Annotated in this window: 21 protein-coding genes; 6 read left to right on the top strand and 15 right to left on the bottom strand. The window is 44.9% G+C overall.

The genetic code is table 11. From position 1 onward, the window contains the following. Positions 1-5: 5 nt before the first annotated feature. The 3 genes from DXN04_RS10530 to DXN04_RS10520 are packed head-to-tail and all read left to right on the top strand — an operon-like array spanning position 6 to position 2,962. Positions 6-440: a QcrA and Rieske domain-containing protein gene (locus tag DXN04_RS10530; RefSeq protein WP_116853278.1), complete on the top strand. Its 435-nt coding sequence runs from the start codon at positions 6-8 to the stop codon at positions 438-440. Positions 441-449: 9 nt separating this feature from the next. Then, positions 450-1,526 carry an imelysin family protein gene (locus DXN04_RS10525; protein ID WP_116853277.1) on the top strand — a complete coding sequence of 359 codons (1,077 nt, stop codon included), beginning with the start codon at positions 450-452 and terminating at the stop codon, positions 1,524-1,526. 56 nt (positions 1,527-1,582) lie between these two features. After that, entirely contained in the window at positions 1,583-2,962 is a 1,380-nt protein-coding gene (locus tag DXN04_RS10520; protein WP_199415007.1) for a di-heme oxidoreductase family protein, read from the top strand. Between the two features lie 78 nt (positions 2,963-3,040). On the opposite strand, the gene DXN04_RS10515 is transcribed toward DXN04_RS10520, so the two are convergent. From DXN04_RS10515 to DXN04_RS10445, 15 genes are all read right to left on the bottom strand, one after another. Then, a complete protein-coding gene (locus DXN04_RS10515) occupies positions 3,041-4,723 on the bottom strand; it encodes an ArnT family glycosyltransferase (RefSeq protein WP_116853276.1) in 1,683 nt (560 codons plus the stop codon). Between the two features lie 26 nt (positions 4,724-4,749). Then, entirely contained in the window at positions 4,750-5,859 is a 1,110-nt protein-coding gene (gene nagA / locus DXN04_RS10510) for an N-acetylglucosamine-6-phosphate deacetylase (RefSeq protein ID WP_116853275.1), read from the bottom strand. A gap of 26 nt (positions 5,860-5,885) precedes the next feature. Further along, positions 5,886-6,269 carry an SMU1112c/YaeR family gloxylase I-like metalloprotein gene (gene gloA2, locus DXN04_RS10505; protein WP_116853274.1) on the bottom strand — a complete coding sequence of 128 codons (384 nt, stop codon included), beginning with the start codon at positions 6,267-6,269 and terminating at the stop codon, positions 5,886-5,888. After that, the gene (locus tag DXN04_RS10500; protein WP_116853273.1) at positions 6,269-7,063 is read right to left on the bottom strand and encodes an amidohydrolase; all 795 of its coding nucleotides are present in this window, start codon (positions 7,061-7,063) and stop codon (positions 6,269-6,271) included. The genes gloA2 and DXN04_RS10500 overlap by 1 nt, the downstream gene beginning before the upstream one ends. Before the next feature lie 58 nt (positions 7,064-7,121). Beyond that, entirely contained in the window at positions 7,122-7,583 is a 462-nt protein-coding gene (locus DXN04_RS10495; RefSeq protein ID WP_116853272.1) for a regulatory protein RecX, read from the bottom strand. Beyond that, the gene (locus DXN04_RS10490; RefSeq protein WP_116853271.1) at positions 7,583-9,937 is read right to left on the bottom strand and encodes an ATP-dependent helicase; all 2,355 of its coding nucleotides are present in this window, start codon (positions 9,935-9,937) and stop codon (positions 7,583-7,585) included. Before DXN04_RS10490 ends, DXN04_RS10495 begins: the two co-directional genes overlap by 1 nt. A gap of 227 nt (positions 9,938-10,164) precedes the next feature. Beyond that, the gene (locus DXN04_RS10485) at positions 10,165-10,665 is read right to left on the bottom strand and encodes an RNA polymerase sigma factor (protein ID WP_072362852.1); all 501 of its coding nucleotides are present in this window, start codon (positions 10,663-10,665) and stop codon (positions 10,165-10,167) included. 623 nt (positions 10,666-11,288) lie between these two features. Continuing rightward, the gene (rpiB, locus tag DXN04_RS10480) at positions 11,289-11,750 is read right to left on the bottom strand and encodes a ribose 5-phosphate isomerase B (RefSeq protein ID WP_116853270.1); all 462 of its coding nucleotides are present in this window, start codon (positions 11,748-11,750) and stop codon (positions 11,289-11,291) included. A 36-nt stretch (positions 11,751-11,786) separates the two neighbouring features. Beyond that, a complete protein-coding gene (tatC, locus tag DXN04_RS10475; RefSeq protein WP_116853269.1) occupies positions 11,787-12,644 on the bottom strand; it encodes a twin-arginine translocase subunit TatC in 858 nt (285 codons plus the stop codon). 698 nt (positions 12,645-13,342) lie between these two features. After that, positions 13,343-14,611, bottom strand: coding sequence for a hemolysin family protein (locus tag DXN04_RS10470; protein WP_116853268.1), 1,269 nt, complete (start codon positions 14,609-14,611; stop codon positions 13,343-13,345). A gap of 85 nt (positions 14,612-14,696) precedes the next feature. Continuing rightward, positions 14,697-15,260 carry a guanylate kinase gene (gene gmk, locus DXN04_RS10465; RefSeq protein WP_116853267.1) on the bottom strand — a complete coding sequence of 188 codons (564 nt, stop codon included), beginning with the start codon at positions 15,258-15,260 and terminating at the stop codon, positions 14,697-14,699. A gap of 94 nt (positions 15,261-15,354) precedes the next feature. Continuing rightward, positions 15,355-16,668, bottom strand: coding sequence for a UDP-N-acetylglucosamine 1-carboxyvinyltransferase (gene murA / locus DXN04_RS10460; RefSeq protein ID WP_116853266.1), 1,314 nt, complete (start codon positions 16,666-16,668; stop codon positions 15,355-15,357). After that, entirely contained in the window at positions 16,665-17,393 is a 729-nt protein-coding gene (locus DXN04_RS10455) for a DUF4290 domain-containing protein (RefSeq protein WP_116853265.1), read from the bottom strand. Before DXN04_RS10455 ends, murA begins: the two co-directional genes overlap by 4 nt. A 539-nt stretch (positions 17,394-17,932) precedes the next feature. After that, on the bottom strand, positions 17,933-18,853 hold the full coding sequence (locus DXN04_RS10450) for a tryptophan 2,3-dioxygenase family protein (protein ID WP_116853412.1): 921 nt from the start codon (positions 18,851-18,853) through the stop codon (positions 17,933-17,935). A gap of 77 nt (positions 18,854-18,930) precedes the next feature. Then, positions 18,931-19,398 (bottom strand): Lrp/AsnC ligand binding domain-containing protein, encoded by a 468-nt coding sequence (locus DXN04_RS10445; RefSeq protein ID WP_012788686.1) that lies wholly within the window; start codon positions 19,396-19,398, stop codon positions 18,931-18,933. A gap of 521 nt (positions 19,399-19,919) precedes the next feature. Between DXN04_RS10445 and trmB the strand changes: the two genes are divergently transcribed. The 3 genes from trmB to DXN04_RS10430 all read left to right on the top strand — a co-directional run bounded on the left by trmB (position 19,920) and on the right by DXN04_RS10430 (position 21,404). Next, positions 19,920-20,627 (top strand): tRNA (guanosine(46)-N7)-methyltransferase TrmB, encoded by a 708-nt coding sequence (trmB, locus tag DXN04_RS10440; protein WP_116853264.1) that lies wholly within the window; start codon positions 19,920-19,922, stop codon positions 20,625-20,627. After that, positions 20,599-20,802 (top strand): DUF5522 domain-containing protein, encoded by a 204-nt coding sequence (locus DXN04_RS10435; protein WP_116853263.1) that lies wholly within the window; start codon positions 20,599-20,601, stop codon positions 20,800-20,802. The genes trmB and DXN04_RS10435 overlap by 29 nt, the downstream gene beginning before the upstream one ends. A gap of 158 nt (positions 20,803-20,960) precedes the next feature. Next, positions 20,961-21,404, top strand: coding sequence for an IPExxxVDY family protein (locus DXN04_RS10430; protein WP_116853262.1), 444 nt, complete (start codon positions 20,961-20,963; stop codon positions 21,402-21,404). Positions 21,405-21,484: the final 80 nt, after the last annotated feature.

The following is a 21,484-nucleotide window of genomic DNA, read 5'->3' as shown; positions in this document are numbered from 1 at the left end:
AATTTATGGAAAACAAGGGCAGAAGAACTTTTCTGAAAGACACCTGCAAGATCTGTGTACTGGGCGCTGTATCATTTTCTGTAGCTGACTTCCTGGCCTCCTGCGGCACCACACAAAAAGGGTTTAAGACGACTGTAGACGATCATAAAGTCACCGTGCCCCTGACGCTCTTTGATGCCGGCAACGCGCAGATCATCAGCCCCAAAAACTACGAATACGAAATAGCCGTACAAAAGAATCCGGACAACACTTATCAGGCATTACTACTGCGCTGCACACATCAGCACAATCCACTCGTGCCTACCGGTAATGGTTACCTGTGCAGCCTCCATGGCAGCCAGTATGACAAAACCGGGAAAGTGAAAAAAGGCCCTGCCGAAAAACCGCTTCCTACGCTGCAAACGGAAACAACAGCTACCAATTTGATCATATACATATAACTAAACATCATGAAAAAACTTGTATTACTGTTCGCTGCAGGTACTATCACGATCCTGTCCTGTAGCAAGGATAGCGACAACGATACGTCCAACAGTGATTTTGCTGCCCTGGAAGACTCGGTGACCCTCAACTTCGTAAACAAAACCGCCGTTCCGGGCTATGAAGACCTGCTGGCCAAAGCCACTACTTTCAACAATGTGGTAACGGCGCTGAACTCATCTACTACTGAAGAAAACCTGACCGCTGCTAAAACAGCCTGGAAAGATATGCGTAAGACATGGGAACAATGTGAAGGTTACCTGTTCGGCCCTGTTGAAGATGATAACTATGATCCGAATATGGACACCTGGCCGGTTGACTATGTACAAATGGACTCCCTGCTCAATAGTTCAAATGCACTGGAGATAGCAGACATCGAAGGGCTGGCTACGCTCTCCCTGAGAGGTTATCACCCCATTGAATATATCCTGTGGGGTACTGATGGCAAGCGTGCTGCCGCTGCGCTCACTGCCCGCGAAAAGAAATACATCACCAGCCTGACGGTAGACCTGAAAAATACCTGTACCAAGCTGCGTGACAGCTGGATCGCTGCCGGTGGTAACTACTCCGCCAAAGTACTTGCTGCAGGCAAAGGTGCACAGCCATTCCCTACCAAGCAAAGCCTGTTTACTGCTATGGCAGCAGGTCTGGCAGACATCTGCGGGGAAGTGGGTGAATCAAAAATGAAAGAGCCTTATGATGCACAGGATCCTAATATCGTAGAATCACCATTCAGTGGTAACTCCACTACTGACTTCAAGAACAATATTGTGGGTGCTTATGACGTATATATGGGAACCTTCCTGGGCAGCAATGGTAAAAGCCTGCATGCACTGGTAGCAGCAAAGAACCTGAGCCTGGACACCAAGTTACAGCAACAGTTTGAGGCAGCCATCGGCTCCTTCGATGCTATCACAATGCCTTATGAAAAAGCGATCATCAGCCAGAGAGGCTTATGTGCTACGACCATGAGCAACCTGGTAACGCTGAAAGGCACCATTGAAGAAGATCTTGAGAATTTCATCCTCACTAATATCAAAGATTGATTTGAACCAGCCGGCACTTCTTCCGAAGGCCGGCTACTTTTTTAATATACTTTTCAATGCGGATAAGGAAGATCTATTTAGCAGCGGCTTTACTGGCCTGCCCTTCATTGCTGATGATGTGTACCAAACCGTCACCATTCAGCGAGGAGGATTACGATCCGCGACTGAGCGGGGGCGCTGCTACCGTATTTGATGCGACCAGCAAAGCTTTTGGCAACGTCATCCCTGGCCTGAGCAACTATGACCAGCACGTCCACGACCTGGGCGACAACAGCGTAGACCAGACATTCGTAACAGCACCTGCTACTATCAATAGTGGCTTAGGACCTATATTCAATAACGTGAGCTGCCGCAGCTGTCACCATAACGATGGAAAGGGAAGCCCGACTACCGGTACGGTCACATCTTCGATGCTGATGCGATTGAGTATTCCCGGTACGGATGCACATGGAGGCCCCCTGGCAGTGCCGGGATATGGATTACAATTGCAGGATCTGGCAGTATTCGGGAAGACGGCAGAAGCTTCTGTCAAAATCACCTATACAGAGCAGGTGTATACTTACCCTGATGGTACGGTTACTACCCTTCGTAAACCTACTTATAACTTCGTCAATCCTTATACAGCACTACCGGTAGATCTGATGGTATCACCACGTATGGCACCACCATTTTTTGGACTGGGATTGTTAGTCACTATTCCGGAATCTACGATCCTTTCCTATGCAGATGAAAATGATGCAAACGGCGATGGCATCAGTGGTAAACCTAATTATGTATATGATGCATCGAAAGATAAAATGATGCTGGGCAGGTTGGGTATGAAGGCGAATACCGCTACCATCCTCACACAGGCCGCAGCAGCATACCAGCAGGATATGGGGATTACAAGCAGGATCTTTCCCAAAGAAAGCTCTTATGGACAGCCACAGATGGATAATCTGACAGATGATCCTGAGCTGCCGGATAGTTTGCTGGATGCAGTGGAGTTTTATTTATTATCACTGGCGGTGCCGGCGAGGAGGAATACGACAGATGGAGATATTATGGCGGGTGAAAAGCTGTTTGCACAGGTAGGATGTAGTAATTGTCATATTCCTACTATGCAGACGGGAGTTGATGTGCGGTATCCGTATCTGAGTAATCAGCGGATCCATGCTTATACAGATTTGCTATTGCATGATATGGGTGATGGGCTGGCAGATGGCAGACCGGATTTCAGGGCAACGGGAACTGAGTGGAAGACACCGGCGCTCTGGGGTGTGGGGCTGTTTGAGAAAACGAATGGGACACCGTTTTATCTGCATGATGGCAGGGCTAGAACGCTGGAGGAGGCGATATTGTGGCATGATGGTGAGGCGGCAAAGGCGAAAGGAAAATTTAGTGAGTTGAGTGCGGGGGAGAGAGGGCAGGTGATCGCGTTTTTAAAATCACTTTAAATTCATAGCCGGCTGCTTAGCAGCCGGCTATAAATTTAAACCAAAAGGCCGGTCAGCAGAGCTGACCGGCCTTTTGATTTATTCTACGATGACTTTTATTGTCTGGCTATTATGCGTCGGCGGCAACACCCCGGCGAATACGCAGAACTTTAGTTGGTATGTACCCGGTTTATCAGGCATCTGTACTTCTATTCTTACTATCCTGCGTTCTATTGCTTTGCTGATCGTTAACTCCGTTTTTACAGCAGGAAATTCTACATCCTTTTGTGTAAACGCATATCCTACTACCGCCTCATTTGCCGGATCTACCGGCACCGCTTCATGATACCCGTTATCCACCTGCAATAAGAATCCCATCGTCGTTCCCGGTTTTACTTTTACCTGTCCCATAGCTGCTTTAAACTGCACCAGGGAATATGAATAATAAGGATCCTGCAAATGGAATTTCACCAACCCTTTCGGCGTATTAAAACTATCAGTCACGGGTATATTTTCTGTAGCGTACGTAATCTCTACCTGCTTACCCCACAACTGCTTTTCCGTTTCCCAATAGTTATACTGGCTCCGGCGATTATACCGGCTGTTGATACTATATCCCAATCCATTGTCACTATAAAACATATACTTGGAAGGCATCTGGTAGCTATTCAAAAACACAATCGGGCGGCCACCGGCATGCTCCTGCAATGTCTTTGCCCACTCCCTGTTATGATGAATTTCAGGGCGAATATTTACCCCCGGCATAAAATCCCAGATCATATAAACACGTGCTATAAAAACCACTACCAATGTAGCGGGTGCCAGATACTGAATAACCTTCAGTGAACGACGAATAGATCTCTTTCTTCTTACTGACTGATGTGCCAGCACCATCACAGGAGTAAACAACATCACCGTCCAGTTTGCCTCTACCCTACCCTTGAATGTACTGAGCAGGAAGAATGCCAGTACCCCCACTGTACAGAACTTCAGCGCTCTTTCAAATGCACTCTGTATAGGACATACAAATGCATAATATAATACTAACCAACCAGCCAGGGGACCAAATAACAGGATCTGACCGAGGATGTATTCTATTGTAAAATTAAGCTGGTATACGGATGCATTTCTTTCTATCAGGTGATATTGCAATGAAGGAAAGTTATGCGCGTATTGCCAGTATAAATGCGGAAAGAACAAAATAGTGGTGATCACCACCGCTACATAAAACTTAAATACCCGCAGGAGATTCAGGTTAGAAATCACCGTGAAGCCTACCAGCAATACACCATGGTACTTGCTATAGAACATGAGCGCCATGCTCAGCGCCAGGAGAAATGTATTCTTCCAGCTTTGCTGTTCCAGGAAAGCACGATAGACATAAAAGTACAATGCAGCAAAGAAAACCAGCGGTACATCCGGCACAGCCAGCATCCCCCCCACCTGCATCGCCCCCATTACCAGCAATAAGAGGTAGAAAAGGCGGTTATCCTTGCGGGGAATCAGTTTGTCTGTAATGATAATGGTTCCCAGGTTCAGGATCACCATACCGATACGCACACCAAATTCATTGTGAAAAAGGGCATACCCCAGCCTGATCAGCACCGCAACCATTGGCGGGTGGTCAAAATACCCCCAGCTCAGGTGATGCGCGTACACCCAGTAATAAGCTTCATCGTCCATCAGTTCTGTATACCCTGCCTGTATGAGGCAAAGCAGGAACCAAACCAACAGGAAAAGGTTCTTATATTGATTCTTGGTGAAGTAGCGTAGAATGCCCATGAAATATAAATATCTGCTTGAAACCGCTAAGATAAGATAAGTTGCTGGAAGGCCCAGCTTTCATCCAGCGCCAGCATGGCGGTCCGGAAGCCCGGGGCTATGCGGCCCAGCTCAGAAGAGAGTCCGGCTACTGTAGCAGGATAAGCCGCTGCCATACGCAATGCTTCTTCCGGTGCTATACCTACCTGTGCGATACAGTTCCTTACAGCTTCCAGCATGGTGAGTGCAGAACCTGATAATGTTCCATTCGCATCTTCATAGCGATTGCTTTCCGGATTCCAGTGAAACCCGTATTCAGCACTATCACTGCCTGCTACCGCATCGGTGATCAGGAATAAGCGGTTTGCCATTATCTTTTTGCTGATGCGGATTGTATTGAAGTCTACATGAATACCATCGGCTACCACACTGGCATGTACATGCGGATGATCATAGATCGCTCCTACCATACCCGGTGCGCGGCTTTGTAGCTGCGACATGGCATTGAACAGGTGGGTACAGGTAGTAATACCATTTTCGAAAGACTGGTATAACTGCTGGTAGGTGCCATTGCTATGGCCGGCAGATACCAGGATCCCGGCTTCCTGAAGGCGGGTGATGAGTTCAGGAGCTACACGCTCTGGTGCCACCGTCATCATTTTTACGATACCCTCACCATGGCTCAGTACCCAATCAATATCTTCGGAGCCAGGTGATTTGATGTATTTCAGTATATGTGCACCATTCTTTTCAGGACTGATAAAAGGCCCTTCCAAATGTAAGCCCAGGCAGCCTTCACCGCCCTGATCCCAATACTCTTTTACGGCAGCAATGGATTTTAAAATTATTTCAGGAGAATGTGTAGGAATAGTGATCATGAAGTAAGCCGCACCACCAGCTTTGCAATATTCATAAGTGGCCTTGATGGACTCCACATCGGGCAAAGAAGGGAAATAACGACCATTACCACCATAAATCTGTAAGTCTATAAAAGCGGGCACCAGGTCTGCCCCGTTCAGGTCATGAAGTATAGCATGTGGGGGAACTGCTTTAGGGGAAACAATATCCGTGATTTTACCATTTTCGGAAAGTACAACGTGATCCTCCAGCCAGTTATCGCCGGTGAAGATCCTGCAATTGCTATATGCATTCAGCATGGGTTATGTTTTATGATCCGCCAGGCTCACTGTTCATATAGCTCCAGTGGTAACCCATCCGGATCGGTAAAAAATGTAAATCTCTTTCCGGTATATGGGTCAATTCGGACAGGCTCAGTGTCAACAGCGTGGGTCTTCAGGTGAGCCACAGCCTGGTCCAGGTCCGACACAGCAAATGCCAGGTGACGCAGGCCGCTCGCCTCCGGCCTGGAAGGGCGGGGCGGAGGATCGGGAAATGAAAATAACTCGATCACATACAGTCCATTCAAAGCAAGATCCAGTTTGTAGGATTTACGTTCCATCCGGTGGACTTCCCTGATTATTTCCAACCCGAGCACTTCCGTATAAAACTTCTTACTCCGCTCATAGTCTGAGCAGATTACTGCAATATGATGAATGGCTTGTAACATTAAAACAACTGAAATTTATCAGCATCCCTGAGGAAAGGAATGTTCTTCCTTATTTCGTCCAGTTTGGCGCGCTCAAGTGTGGTAGTAAAAATATCTTCGTCGTGACTCTTTCTATAGAGGATTTCGCCCAGCGGATCAATGAGGCTGGTATCGCCACTGTGGTAGATGCCGTTGCCATCATCTCCTACCCTGTTTACACCGATAGCATATACCTGGTTTTCGATGGCGCGTGCCTGAATCAATGTTTTCCAGGCAGTGCTGCGGCGCTCTGGCCAGTTTGCTACGTTGATCAGGAGGTCGTAGGCAGGGGCATTGGTATCTGGATTGATCTGGTTGCGCTGCCATACAGGGAAACGCAGGTCGTAGCAGATAGTGAGGCAAATTTTCCAGCCTTTTACAGAAGCAATCAGGCGGGTATCGCCGGCAGAATAGTGCTTGTCCTCACCAGCGTAAGCAAAACGGTGACGCTTGTCGTAAGTACCGGCTACACCATTTGGCTGCATCCATACGAAGCGGTTGAAGTATTCACCATCTTCCTCGATGATCAGGCTTCCACCGATAATGATGTTTTTCTCTGCTGCTTTTTTAGCCATCCACTGCACAGCCTTACCATCCATCTTTTCAGCCAGCTTTTCAGGAGCCATGCTGAATCCTGTGCTGAACATTTCAGGCAGGATGACGATTTCGGTTCTTTCCTTGATGCTATCTATCTTTTCGTTGAACATGTTCAGGTTAGCATCAATATCTTCCCAATGCAGTTTCGTCTGTATAAGCGTTACTTTCAGATCTGACATAAATTATCGGTTTCTAATTGCATAAAATTACGATGACTTCGGCTAAAAACTTTTAAAATTATAGCCCATCTTTTGCAATTTGTTTAAGGATATCGCTTACCAGCTCGGGTTCATAGCCTTTTTGTAGCAGGTACTGGGTCGTCTTATACTGTCTTTTCAGGTATTGTTCTCCTTTCAGAGAGGCGTATTTCTTTTCAATGAGCGACTGCAACACATCCATATAGTCTTCATCATCAATCTCTTCCATACCTTTTTTGATACAGTAAGCAGAAACCTGGTGTTGCCTGAGGCCTGCCAGGATCTTTTTCCGCCCCCATTTCTGCGAGCGGAATTTACCACCGGCATAGGCCCGGGCAAATCGCTCTTCGTTCAGGAAGTTGTCGGCAATCAGCGCAGCTATCACCTCATCGATTTCATCGCCACGCAGCCCCAGCTCCAGGCTTTTTGTTTTCACCTCGCTGTGGCTGCGTTCCTGGTAAGCACAGTAATGACGTAATTTTAAGAGAATGGAAGTCTGCATTATTTCTTTACGATCATCAATCGCGCATAGTTCAGCATAATCTTTTTTTCACCGCCACCTTTCGGGAATAATACGGTAGCGATACGGTTGTTAGGTGCTCCTTCCATACTAAGGATGGTACCGAAACCGAATTTCTGGTGTTCCACTTCCATACCTGCTTCCATAGTAGCCGGATCATCCGGTGTAAAACCGACGCTTGGTACATGGGTGCTGGCAGCAGCGCTGGCAACTGGTTTAGGTGCAGGGCGGGGACCGGCTACAGGCTGGGAAGACTGGCTACCCGGCGTTTTCTTCTGCATACGGTCAAACATGTTGCCTCCACCACTGTTGCCCCAGAGGCCACCACCATTGTTGATCGGGCTTCTGTTGCCTACAGCACCACCACCTGCATAGCTGCGGTCAATGTACTGTTCCGGCATTTCCTCAAGGAAACGGCTGGATTCATTGTTCACCAGCTGACCAAAGCGGTAGCGGCTGTTAGCATAAGTGAGGAACAACCTGGCTTTTGCACGGGTGATAACCACATAGAAAAGACGGCGCTCTTCTTCCAGCTCCTCCCTTGAATTGATGGAGAGGGAGCTCGGGAAAAGGTTTTCTTCCAGACCTACGCTGAACACTACCGGGAATTCCAGTCCTTTTGCAGCATGGATGGTCATCAGTTTTACCACATCGCTGTCTTCATCGTTGCCTTTGTCAGCATCGGTGAGCAGGGTGATTTGCTGCAGGTAGGTACCCAGTGATTTTTCCAGCAGCTCACCATCTTCAGTAGGTGTTTCGGTGAATTCCTTTACGGAGTTCAGGAGCTCCTGGATGTTCTCGTAGCGGGCAAGACCTTCAGTGGTTTTATCGTTGAAGAGTTCTTTGACGATGTTGGTAGACTTACCTACCTGTACGGCGATGTCGTACGCATTGTGTTTACCCAGCATAGCCTGGAAACTACGGATCATAGTCACGAAGTTTTCAATAGCTTCCAGGGTACCACCTTTGAACCCGAATTCCTGTGCTCTTTCCAGCACGTTCCAGAAGGTGATATTGTGTTCGTTTGCGTAGATCACCACCTTTTCAACGGTGGTTTTACCAATGCCGCGGATAGGATAGTTGATGATGCGTTTCAGGCTTTCTTCGTCGGATGGGTTCATCACGATACGGAGGTAAGCCACGAAGTCTTTGATTTCCTTGCGCTGGTAGAAGGAGATACCTCCATAGATGCGGTAAGGAATCGCTTTACGACGTAAGTTTTCTTCAAACGCACGGCTTTGAGCATTGGTACGGTACAGGATGGCGAAGTCCCTGTTTGCATAATGGTTACGCAGCTTTTGCTCGGCAATGGTTTCGGCTACAAATTTGCCTTCCTCATTGTCGGTCATGGTTCGCACCAGTTTTATCTTTTCTCCACCTGGATTGTCTGTCCAGAGATTCTTTTCGATCTGCCCCTTGTTATTGGCGATCACATCATTGGCAACCTGGAGAATGGATTTGGTACTACGGTAGTTCTGTTCCAGTTTTACCACTTTGGCATCGTTGTAGTCCTTTTCGAACTGGAGGATGTTCTGGATGGTAGCACCGCGGAAGGAGTAGATACTTTGCGCATCGTCTCCTACCACACAGATATTTTCGTGGGCAGCGCCCAGCAGTTTGATGATTTCGTACTGAGCAGGGTTGGTATCCTGGTACTCATCGATCATGATGTATTTGAACTTGTGCTGGTATTTGTGAAGTACTTCAGGGAAGTTCTTCAGGAGCTGGTACATCTTGAAGAGCAGGTCATCGAAGTCCATAGCGCCGTTTTTGAAGCAGCGTTTGGCATACATTTCATACAGCTTGCCGGTCATGGGGCGGTTGGCCCTCATGTCTTCCTGCTGGATGGCGTAGTCATGCTGGTATTCTTCGGGGCCTACAAGGCTATTTTTGGCGGAAGAGATGCGGTTATAGACCATGTTAGGTTTATAATGCTTATCGTCCAGGTTTTGCTCGTTAATGATTGTTTTCAATACGCTTTTCGCATCGTCGGAATCATAAATTGTAAAGTCATTGGGATAACCGAGGCGATGGGCTTCGGCCCTTAACAAACGGGCAAATACCGAGTGGAAGGTACCAATGTAGAGGTTCCTGGCTTCGGTACCGCCAAGGATCTTTTCCACACGTTCCTTCATCTCTTTTGCAGCCTTGTTGGTAAAGGTCAGTGAGAGGATATTAAAAGCATCTACACCATTGCGGAGCAGGTGGGCGATACGGGTGGTAAGTACTTTCGTCTTACCGGATCCGGCACCCGCTACGATCATCAGCGGGCCTTTGATATGCTCAACTGCTTCGCGCTGCCGCTCATTCAGTTCGTCTAAGTAATTTGCCTTCATTATTGTTATTAAAAATCCACATTACCATCAGGAACTGATGGTCAAAAAAATTAAAGGGAAGCCGTAAAAGTACGAATTAAATTCATGTACCCATCGCTCAATGTGGAAAGCGTTGCGGGATGTAGGTTTCAGGATATTTTAAATTGTTAAGGTAAAGAGAAATAATGTCCTCTGCAGATGGTATAATCTGCATTAAAGAATTGTCCCCGATTCATGTAATAAAAAGATTAAAAGCGTACGATCCTTGACTTCAGCATTTTTCTGGCAAAGTGTATGCGGCTTTTCACAGTCCCCAGTGGTTCATTGAGCATGGCTGCAATCTCGTAGTACTTATAACCCTCAAAATAAAGCATGAAGGGTTGTTTGAAAATCACCGGCAGGTTGTAGACTGCTGAATGTACATCCTTGATGCGCAGATTTGTTTCTGCAGCATTTCCGATGGTAGGAATCTGCTGGTGCATCAGGAATTCGCCGGCGGAGTTGTCCAGCAGGCGGAACTGCCTGTTGCCGCGGCGATAATTGTTGATAAAAATATTCCGCATGATGGTGTAGAGCCAGGCGCGGATATTGGTACCGGCCAGGTACTTATCGCGATTGGCGAGTGCACGGAAAAGTGTTTCCTGGTAAAGGTCTTTTGCTGATTCAGCATCCTTGGTCAGGGTAACAGCATACGGTCTCAGGAAATCGGCATTTCCTAACAAAAGTGCGTTAAATTCTGTCGATGACATATTTGAGAAGTTTAAGCATCTGAAAAAATGTTGTTTCAGCTGATAAACCGGATTGAAGGAAAACAAATATTACCAGTATGGGGATAATGTGAATATCGCTGCTTGCTCTAAATCCGGATGGGGTTGCATCACATTTTCTCAGTTCAGGTATCCTTTTGCTTCACAAATAATGTCGTTGCGCTATTACGACGAATAATAGTAATTGGGCGCCGGCTTACATGATAAGTAGCAGGTGTTTCCATGGTGGTATAATTTTATCGGTTATTGATGATGGGGGTTTTGGTTTGCAATTCTCTGGTCTAATAAATAATTCCTGTGCGATGTTAAATACCGGACGTGTAACAATGCTTTTTTTGGTTATACGGAATAGTCGTAGGTATTTACTAAAGCACGCTATGTACAGATTGGATTCTAAGATAAAATGACACTCAACTGACTGACTCTTAACACAATTTAACAAAACATTTTATTATCGCCAAAATAATTCTATGTTCGAAATGAGTGGGATTATTATGATTTTCACATGTTATACCTTGCCTTCGATTGCAATGAAAAAAATCATAAAAAAGCGAAGGCGTTGCATGTGCAACGCCTTCGCTTTTTTATCGTTTACCTGTTATTTGTTATAAGCAGGCGATTTTTCTTACTCTGTTTTCATGTCTGCCACCTTCAAATGGAGTGTTAATGAACACATCTACCATTTGCTTTGCAACTGCATCGTCTACAAATCGGGCAGGTACGCACAACACATTCGCATTGTTATGACAGCGGGCCAGGCGGGCCAGTTCTTCGCCCCAGCAGATAGCTGCACGAATTCCCTGGTGTTTATTCGCTGTAATTGCTACACCATTACCACTACCACAAACGAGTATACCAAACGCAGCCTGCTCTCTTTCTACCAGTGTGGCTACCGGATGAGCAAAGTCAGGATAATCAGCTGATTCACTCGAGAAGGCACCTACATCCTTTACCTGCAAACCTTTTGCTTCCAGGTATGAAATAATCTCTTCTTTGTAGTCGAAGCCAGCGTGATCAGAGCCGATAGCAATTGGCAATGACAAATTGAATGTTGTTTGTTGTGACATAAAAAAACTTTTAAACAGTGAAACCGTTACGCTTTATCAGGACCACTCTTCTATTTCCGGTTCTTTTTCTTTATCCTCCATACCTTTCAGTGCTCTAACAGATATATAGATACTGATTTCATACAGCAAATATAAAGGTGTAAATACGATCAGCTGGTCAATTACGTCAGGAGGTGTGATTACCGCTGCCAGTACCAGGATTATAACGATCGCATGACGACGGTAGGTACGCAGGAAAGTAGGCGTAATCAAACCGATCTTTGTGAGGAAGAAGATGAGAACAGGCAACTCAAATAATACCCCCATACCGATGACGATCTGGGTCATAAGGTCGAAGTAATCATCTATGAAGAACTGGTTAACAGCTTTCGTTGTTACAGTATAGCCAGCCAGGAAGTTGATGGTAAACGGAGCCATCAAAAAATAACTGAAACAAATCCCTAAAAAAAACTGGAAAGATACCCAGAATATTATTCCTCTTGCGCCTCTCACCTCCTTTGGTTTCAATGCCGGCTTTACAAAGCGCCAGAATTCCCAGAAGATATAAGGGAACCCCAATACCAAACCCACAATAAATGCCAGTTTGAACTGGAGCATGATCTGACCAGTCAGTACATGGTTTTGAAATACGATATCTACCGGAACGATACAAAGCTTATCTCCCAGCCCGGTTGCGTGGCTAATTTTACACAGTGCGATATAGGAAGGGAAATCTCTGTTGGTAGGCCCAAAAACGATTTTATCCAATATTTCATTTGTATATACCCAACCTATAATTCCAAATACCACAATTGCTACAGCAGCGCGGAACAGATGCCCTCGTAGTTCTTCCAGGTGGTCAAAGAAAGTCATCTCCGCTTTCTCGTTGTTATTTGCAAAAATTCTTTTGAACATATCTGTTTGTCAGGCTGAGTTAAACATTAATTCCTAAGGAGCACAAATATAGCGGTTGCCTGGAAGAAAACAGAGTAAAGCAGGTGGTTTTAATGTGATTTAAATGCCGGGCGGAAAGAGTACGGTATAGACTGGCAGAGAAGTTGATATAAGATTAACGATTTAGCAGAGGCGAAGGGGACTTAAAAAAAGAGAGCCAGCCCGAGAAGAATCAAGAGCCGGCCTTTCATCCATTGTTTGTTAACCCCAAAAAAGTTGAATTCGAGAATGTCTTTAGTTTCCAGTGTCACTTTCTATTCGATTGATGGCAAGCTTTCAAAATAGTCCGTGTTTCTGGTCACTTTTAAATTTCTATTACAAAAATAGTAAAGAATTATGTTATTATCAATGTTGTAACAATTTTTTTTACATCCTTTTAACAAAAATCAAATCATTGTGTTACATCATCTGTAGCAAATGTATAAAATCCGTGTTAATTCCCTACTACTTTTTTTTAAATCGTTTTAGCAGGTCAGATGCTTAATGACTATGCAAATATATTAAAAAAAATATCACAATATCAACACCTGATTTCTTTTCTTTTATAAAAAACTAGTAAGTTCTCCTAAATACCTGACAAATAAGCAACTAAAAATGAAGTTTCTTTTAAAAAAGCCGTTATTTTATCCAATTCCGGATAAGTATATGAGATTCTTTACTTACCCAAGTACCTTCATCTTAATCATTTCGATACGTGTCTCTGTTACATTAATAATTTCAAACTCGTAATCGTTGATAATTATACGCTCCTTCTGACGGGGAATCGTCTCGTGGTGGTTGATGATATAGCCAGACAGGGTCTCACTTTCATCTTCCGGAAAGTCAAATCCATACTTCTCATTGAGGTAATCCAGCTCCAGGCGACCAGAGAAAATATACTCTTTTTCTGCAATCTGCTTGTCTACAAATTCTTCCTCATCGTGTTCATCTTTGATCTCCCCGAAAATTTCCTCCAGTACGTCCTCAATCGTCACGATTCCGGCGGTACCACCAAATTCATCTACTACCCAGGCAATACTCTTACGTTCTTTGTTGAACTTACCCAGCAGGTCAATGGCACTCATGGTCTCCGGCACCGCCAGGATCGGGTACAGGATAGCCTGAATATCAGCAGGACCTTTGAACATATCCAGCTGGTGAATATAGCCGAGTATATTGTCGATCGTATTTTCGTAAATAATGATCTTGGACAGTTTCGTGTCCATAAATTTACGCTGTGCCTGTGCAATCGGACTGTTTATTTCCAGGGCTTCTATTTCCTTGCGGGGAATAAGGCAACCACGGATCTTCACATGAGCCAGGGAAAGGGCATTTTCGAATAATTCGGTATTCAGCTCCTGGTTCTCAGTCACATGTTGTTGCGACTGCCGTATAAAATGCTCCACATCTACACGGGGAAAGGAAGTGGCTGTTTCGATAATTCTGACGTTAAAGAGGTATTTCAGGATCCATTCGGATACTGATACGAGCAGACTACCAACTACAAACAGTGGTTTTGAGATCACTGATATAGGCAGGGCAAAGAAACTGAGCAAACCTTCCGGCCGGGACCGGAATATAGCACGGGGCAGGAAGAATCCGAATGTAAGCAGTATGAGGGTAGCCAGCAGGACTTCCATCAACAATAACAGGGGCTGGTAGCTGATACTTTCCTGTGGGGAGAGCACCTTGTTCCAAAGGGGCTGAAAGAAACCAGCGAACAAAATGCCATAGATAACAATAGTAATCGTAAGGCCCAGCAGGCTGGTTGCCAGAAAACGGGAGGGGTTATCATTAAAACTGGCGAGGATTTTTCCGGTAGCGCGTCCTTGCTTCTTCTTGAGCTCAATGCTTAGTTTGTTCACATTGGCGAAGGCTGTTTCCAACCCGGCGAAGAAACCTGCCAGCAATACCAGGAATGCCAGTATCGGGAGTGTATAAGTATCCATATGTAACAAAAATAAAGAATTTCCTGACTGCAAATAGTGTGCAGATAATTTAGGAAAGGGGACCTTTAAGCCCCCTATCATGCAATTATTTCAAAAAGCCTTCTACCAGCGCTTTTACTTCCGCGTAGGCCACCGGCAATTTATCATTGACCACAATTTCATCAAACTGGTGAGAGAAAGACAACTCATATTTAGCTTTTCCCAGTCTTTCCTCCAGTGAAGCCTGTGTTTCAGTTCCACGTTCGCTCAAACGCTCCCTGAGGGCATCAATTGAAGGCGGCTGAATAAAAATCGTGAGTGCCTCATCCTGATAATGTTCTTTGATTGAAAGCGCTCCCTTTACATCAATGTCTACCATCGGAATTCTGGCATCAGACCAGATTCGCTCCAACTCAGACTTCAGCGTTCCATAATATTTACCGGCATACACCATTTCGTACTCCGCAAATGCATGTGCCTCTATCTTCTCATGAAAATCTTCCTTTGTCAGGAAATAATAGTCTCTTCCGTGCACTTCATTCTCTCTTGCTGCACGTGTTGTAGCAGAAATTGAGAATTCCAGCTGTGGCATTTCTGCCAACAGTTGCTTAACGATGGTGGTTTTCCCTGCTCCTGAAGGGGCAGTAATAATGATGATCTTATTAGCCATAATATAGTTTCCTAATTAAAAGTAAGCCATAAGCAGCAGGAGTTGGTCTCTTGTAGCTTATGGCTTATAATATTCTGCGTACAGCTAATTGTACTTATACTCTCTTGATATCCGCACCCAGCTTGCGCAGGCGCTCATCGATGTACTGATATCCACGATCGATCTGCTCGATGTTCTGGATGGTACTCTTACCTTCTGCACTCAGTGCAGCAATCAGCAGGGATACACCTGCCCTGATATCAGGCGATGACATAGTGATACCTCTCAGTTTGTGCTGACGGCCCAGGCCTATCACCACTGCACGGTGTGGATCGCACAATACGATCTGTGCACCCATATCGATCAGTTTGTCCACGAAGAACAAACGGCTTTCGAACATCTTTTGGTGAATCATCACGCTACCTGATGCCTGCGTAGCTACCACGAGTACGATACTCAGCAGATCCGGCGTAAAACCAGGCCATGGATGGTCAGAAATAGTGAGGATTGATCCATCCAGGAATGTCTGGATTTCATATTTTTCCTGTGCAGGAATATAAATATCATCTCCCTGGATTTCCAGTTGAATCCCCAGCTGGCGGAACTTTTCAGGAATAATACCCAGGTGTTGCACACCAGCTCCTTTGATCGTGATTTCGCTCTGCGTCATAGCAGCCAAACCAATGAAAGAACCAATTTCAATCATATCTGGCAGCATACGATGGCTACAGCCTTTCAGAGAGGTCACACCTTCGATGGTGAGAAGATTGGATCCTACCCCACTGATCTTAGCGCCCATGCTGTTCAGCATTTTGGACAACTGTTGCAGGTAAGGTTCACAGGCAGCATTGTAAATGGTGGTTGTACCGTTTGCCATTACAGCAGCCATTACGATATTGGCTGTACCTGTTACTGAAGGCTCGTCCAACAGCATGTAGGTACCTTTCAGTCCACCATCGCCGGCTTCAAGTCTGAAGTAATTATCATCATTATCATATACGAACTGAGCACCCAGTTTCTCGAAACCAATAATATGAGTATCGAGGCGGCGGCGACCAATTTTATCACCTCCGGGTTTAGGGATATAGGCTTTGCCAAAGCGGGCCAGTAAAGGACCAGCTATCATGACAGAACCTCTCAGTCTTCCTGATTTCTTTTTGAATTCTGCACTCTCCAGATAAGGAAGGTTGATCTGATCTGCCTGGAATTCACATGTGTCGCGGCTGATCCTGTTAATCTTCACCCCCATATCACCTAACAATTCTATCAGCAGGTTTACATCCAGGATATCCGGGATATTGCTGATAGTCACCTTTTCGGGAGTTAGTAAAACAGCACTGACAATCTGTAAAGCTTCGTTTTTGGCACCCTGGGGTACAATTTCCCCTTTAAGGCGGTTGCCACCTCTTACTTCAAAAGCACTACTCACTTGTTCCTGTTTTTATATTTTTGGTTCTTGTTGTTATTGTTGTTTTTAGTCTTTCCGCCTTTGAAGTTATTCTGCTGCTGGAAATTGCGTTTTTTATTGCTGCCACCACTGTTGTTGCCGCCGGATGTGCGTACAAATTCAGCATTGGTGTTGAAGTTCGGACTTGTTGCAGCGATTACTGCACTCGCATGAGCGGCCGTGTTGAAACCTGGATGAAACTCCAGCTGACCGTTGGTAATACCAGTCAATTCAGCCTTGATAGCATCGTCATGTACACTTTCCTTGTGCCAGTTGCTATAGGCCAGTTTCATGTAATTGCCAATACATTGTGTAAACCCTTCCTTCTTTTCAATATTATCTTCTGCAATGGCTTTATCAATCACCATTTCCAGATTTTTACCGAAGTGACGGTTGCGGGGATACTTTTTAGGATAAGGCAGTCTTTCTGGTCTTGCTTTCAGGGTTTCACGCGTTGGAATGGGGTAAGGTGATTCTACATCTAGTCTGAAGTCGGAGATGAGAAACAGGTGATCCCATAACTTGTGCCGGAAGTCTTCTACGTTGCGGAGGTGGGGATTGAGCGTGCCCATGAGTTCAATAAGCGCCATTGCATTGGCCTGGCGGTGATCTGGGTCTTGTATGCTCAGGACGTATTCGATCATCTTTTGGATGTTCCGTCCATACTCCTTCATAATCAAATGGTTACGGGTGGTATTGTATTCCATATCACAATTTAAAAAATACGATTATTGTCTTGCTTGAAAGGTAAGTTTGTGCTTTGCGCATTCACAAATGCAAAAGTGCTAAAGGAGAACATTTGTCAATTTTTGTACCCTGGGCTCTGGCTAAAGCCGGGATGGCTTTTTATATGTGAAAGCAAACCGTTCTATGCAAACTTATGAAAAATAGTTTAATTGTACGATAGCTGGGAGTTTCGTGGAAAATTAGTTTAACTTTTTCTATAGAAATACCGGGCACGGCCCATCAAATGTTAAATCTCATCTAAATTCTGGCTTCCCTCCTCATCCCGGGCCTCAAATTGTTGTTTCAACGTATATCCTCCTTAAAGTAGATTTTACTGGGTCACTGAACAGCAAAAATGCCGCCATACTGTATACTCAGCAAAATACACGTGTCAATACAGTAAGTCATGAGCAGCCCCGCCGCTTCATTTGTCACAGGCTCCTATTATCCTGTAGACGGTGCTTACCTTGCACGATAATCAATCATTAAAAAAGCCGCAATTCAACATTGCGGCTTTTTTTTATAATTCTTTCCCCCAGTTATCCAATTCTTCTTCTGTCCATAATTCAGGGAAGAATACAATTCGTTTATTGCGGGGAGGCAGGTATTTCTGCCAGTTAGTACCACCAGTAGCAGCTATATCCTCCGGCTTGCGGTTCAGGTAGCGAACAGCTGACTTATAATGCATGAGCGGCCAGCGTACATTGATGTTGGTATCATACTCCTTCAGTAATGGTATGAGTTCCTGCTGGTCTGCAGGGGATAAACGGCGATACTGCGCCTGTATATTATTATCCTTATAGCGGGAGGCCAGTTGCAGGAATTCGTTCATGTATTTCAGTTCAAACTGCCTGAGTGTAAGGGTTTTCTTCCCTGTAGACAATTCAGTAGCCCCACTCCTCCAATAGATCTGATCCAGGATCTTATCAAGTTCAGCCCCTATGAGCCCCGGGCGCTGCGGTTGATACACCAGGTTCACCAACTCCGTTGAGCAGATTTCTATTTTCCTGAACTGGCCGCTCTGAAAGCCAGAAGCTGGCAGCAGGGCCATACGGAACTGCAGGAACTGATCTTTATCCATCCCATCTACCATGATCTCAAAAGAATTGATCAGATTACGGAAGTAATTATTGATCCTCTTGAGCTGGGTTTTGAATCCAGCCACCGTCAGCTCAGGTGCAAAACTGATTTGCTCAATAGCCTGAAGGGTAAGTTTGAAATAAAGTTCAGTGATCTGGTGGTAAATGATAAAGATGTTCTCGTCCGGGATAGGGGTGCGCGGATGCTGGAGGTTGAGCAACACGTCCAGCTGGATATAATCCCAATAGGTAAGGTAATCGGCATAGAGCAGCCCATCCAGGTAGGAAGACAGGTCCTGGCCCATAGCAGCATACTTCTCTTCAAGACGCTTGATCTTGTCGGCGATTTCTGTTGTAACCATAAATATGTATATGAGAGTTAGAAGCCCCTCCCCTGCCTTTGCTGGCTGCCGGGAAGGGGAAAATATCATGGGGTGGCTTATTCCACAACGTTGATGGTTCTATAAAAGCTCTCTTCCAGGGAAATCAGTGTTTCAGTGCGTTCTATCCCTTTGATCTTCTGTAATTCATCATGGAGTATACGGCGAAGTTGTGTTATGTCTTTACAGATAATCTCTGCGAACATGCTATAACTACCAGTCGTATAGTTCAAACGTACCATTTCCGGTATCTTACGCAGTTCTTTGGCCACAGTGTCGTACATGGAGCTTTTTTCAAGGTAAATACCGATAAAAGCAATTACATCATAGCCTATCATTTTTAAATCTACGTGTAATTTTGTACCTTTAACGATACCCAGTTCTTGTAGTTTCTTCATTCTAACGTGGATCGTGCCACCGGAAACGAAAAGCTTCTTCCCGAGGTCAGCGTAGGAGATTTCTGCATTATGCATCATTTCACTGATGATCTGCAAATCGAGTTTGTCAATATTCAAATTGTGGCTCATTTTTACAATTTGTTTTTGAATGCATTAAAATTACATGCAAATATTTGAAAAATATCGAATTTTCAAAAATTTTTCTTAAAAAATTTGCAAGAAAACCGTTATGTCTTTAGATTTGCATCATAATAATCATTCAAAACAACAACGGCATCAAAAAGTGAGGCCGAAATTGAGAAAAAAGAATGAGAAGTTCTTAAATATTGTGGGGTGATGAAATTTGGCAGACATGCCCTCTTGTCTCGGGGGTTGGGAGTCCAGGATAAACACAGCATAATGGGTTGACCACTAATCTTATTTGTGCTGCGGCTAACTGCCCAGTGGAGGTTCGAGTCCTCCCCCTACAGCCTTTGTTTAAAGCTGTTCCGTTCACGCGGGACAGCTTTTTGCTTTTATACCATCAAAGCCTTCCCCCCGTAATTTAACCAGTCCCCTTCACTTAATTATGCCATTCCTGTTAAAAAAGAAATAAAACCTACATCTTCCCCCGAAGGCAGATGCAGTTAATCTATTACTTTTGCACCCAAATGGGACAGAAAAAATTACAACGTTTCGCAGAAATTGAGACATTCCCGAATGTACTGATCTACCCGGAAGGTATGCCGGGCCAATGGCAGTCATTCTATAAGAATACCAACCCTCTTACCCTGGAACTCGCCTGTGGTAAGGGTGATTATACTATCGGGCTCGCCAGGCGCTTCCCCGACAGGAACTTCCTGGGCGTAGACCTGAAAGGTAACCGCATCTGGAGAGGAGCGAAAACCGCTATTGATGAAAAAATCAATAACGCTGCTTTCCTCCGTACCCAAATCGATAAACTCAACAATTATTTCGCCCCAGGCGAGATCAGCGAAATATGGATCACCTTCCCCGATCCATTTCTCCGTCAGTCCAAATCAAAGAAACGACTGACCCATCCTAAATTTTTACAATTATACCAACCACTCCTGGCACCAGGCGGCACCATCAACCTGAAGACAGATTCCCCTGAACTCTATGCCTTCACCCAGGAAGTGATTGAACATAGCGGCTGTACTTTGGTAGAAGATATTCCCGATATTTATGCTTTAACGGAAGTACCCGCCCTTTTACAGATCAAGACATTTTACGAAAAAATGCACCTGGAAGACGGTAGAACTATCCGCTATCTTAAATTCAGACTGCCGGAACAACCTATGGACTGGAAGTCTATAAAATTACCATCGGATGCAGCCCCAGCTGAAGGAGGGAATTGATTTTTATTATAATGAAGACGGCTACGTAGTACTCACCGCAGCCTTTTTACTGAAAAGAGGATATTGCTGTGGTAATGGTTGCAGACACTGTCCATACAATTACGAAAAAGTTCCGGAACCCCGCAGAACCAATCTGCTCGCTGCCCGGAAGTTAAATAATAAAGAAAAAGGCTGAGATCGCAGCCTTTTTCTGTTCTTGGCACGGAAAGTGCCCGTTATGTGTGACAATTCCGTAACCTTAAAAGGTGTACTTTGGCGTCGGCCGGGAAAAATGGTTATATTACAATGAGAGACGCTGTTGAACATCAACCTACTACTAGTCAACCTACTAGCATGTCAGTACTCAAACTAAAACTGGATCAGGACCAATTAGTGGAAGACTTCTTCGGGTCGACTCATTTAATTGGCATCGTGTCTTCTGCACGGGATTATCAGGTGTGCTGGCAGGTAAACCGGGATCTGCACTATGATTTCAGGGTGAACAATTCGCTCGAAATCAACCTGACCAAAAACCAGCGGTCGTTTTACTTCAGTGTATTCGAATTTGAAGAGCCGACCAAATCGGCAGCGCATTATTTTTATAATAATCACTGCCAGGCAGAATTCCTGCTCCCCGAGCTTAAAAATGTAGATTATCTCTGGCTCATTAAAGGAGATTACTACCAGCTGCAGGATGTCAAAAAATTAATCGGACAATTACGTCATGTGGAGCCAGTACAATTAGTATCTTTATTGGATATTAGAAAGCTCGAAAACAAGATGAACCTCATCTTTTAACCGGAACCTACCGGTTTTCCTCACCGAATCACACTATTGCATGGACAATTCTATTGTTTCATGATTAAAATCTTTTTGTT

The sequence above is a fragment of the Chitinophaga silvisoli genome (assembly GCF_003412465.1).
Lineage (GTDB): Bacteria > Bacteroidota > Bacteroidia > Chitinophagales > Chitinophagaceae > Chitinophaga > Chitinophaga silvisoli.
The sequence above is the reverse complement of the archived record's forward strand: the minus strand, read 5'-3'. Positions and strand labels throughout refer to the sequence as shown.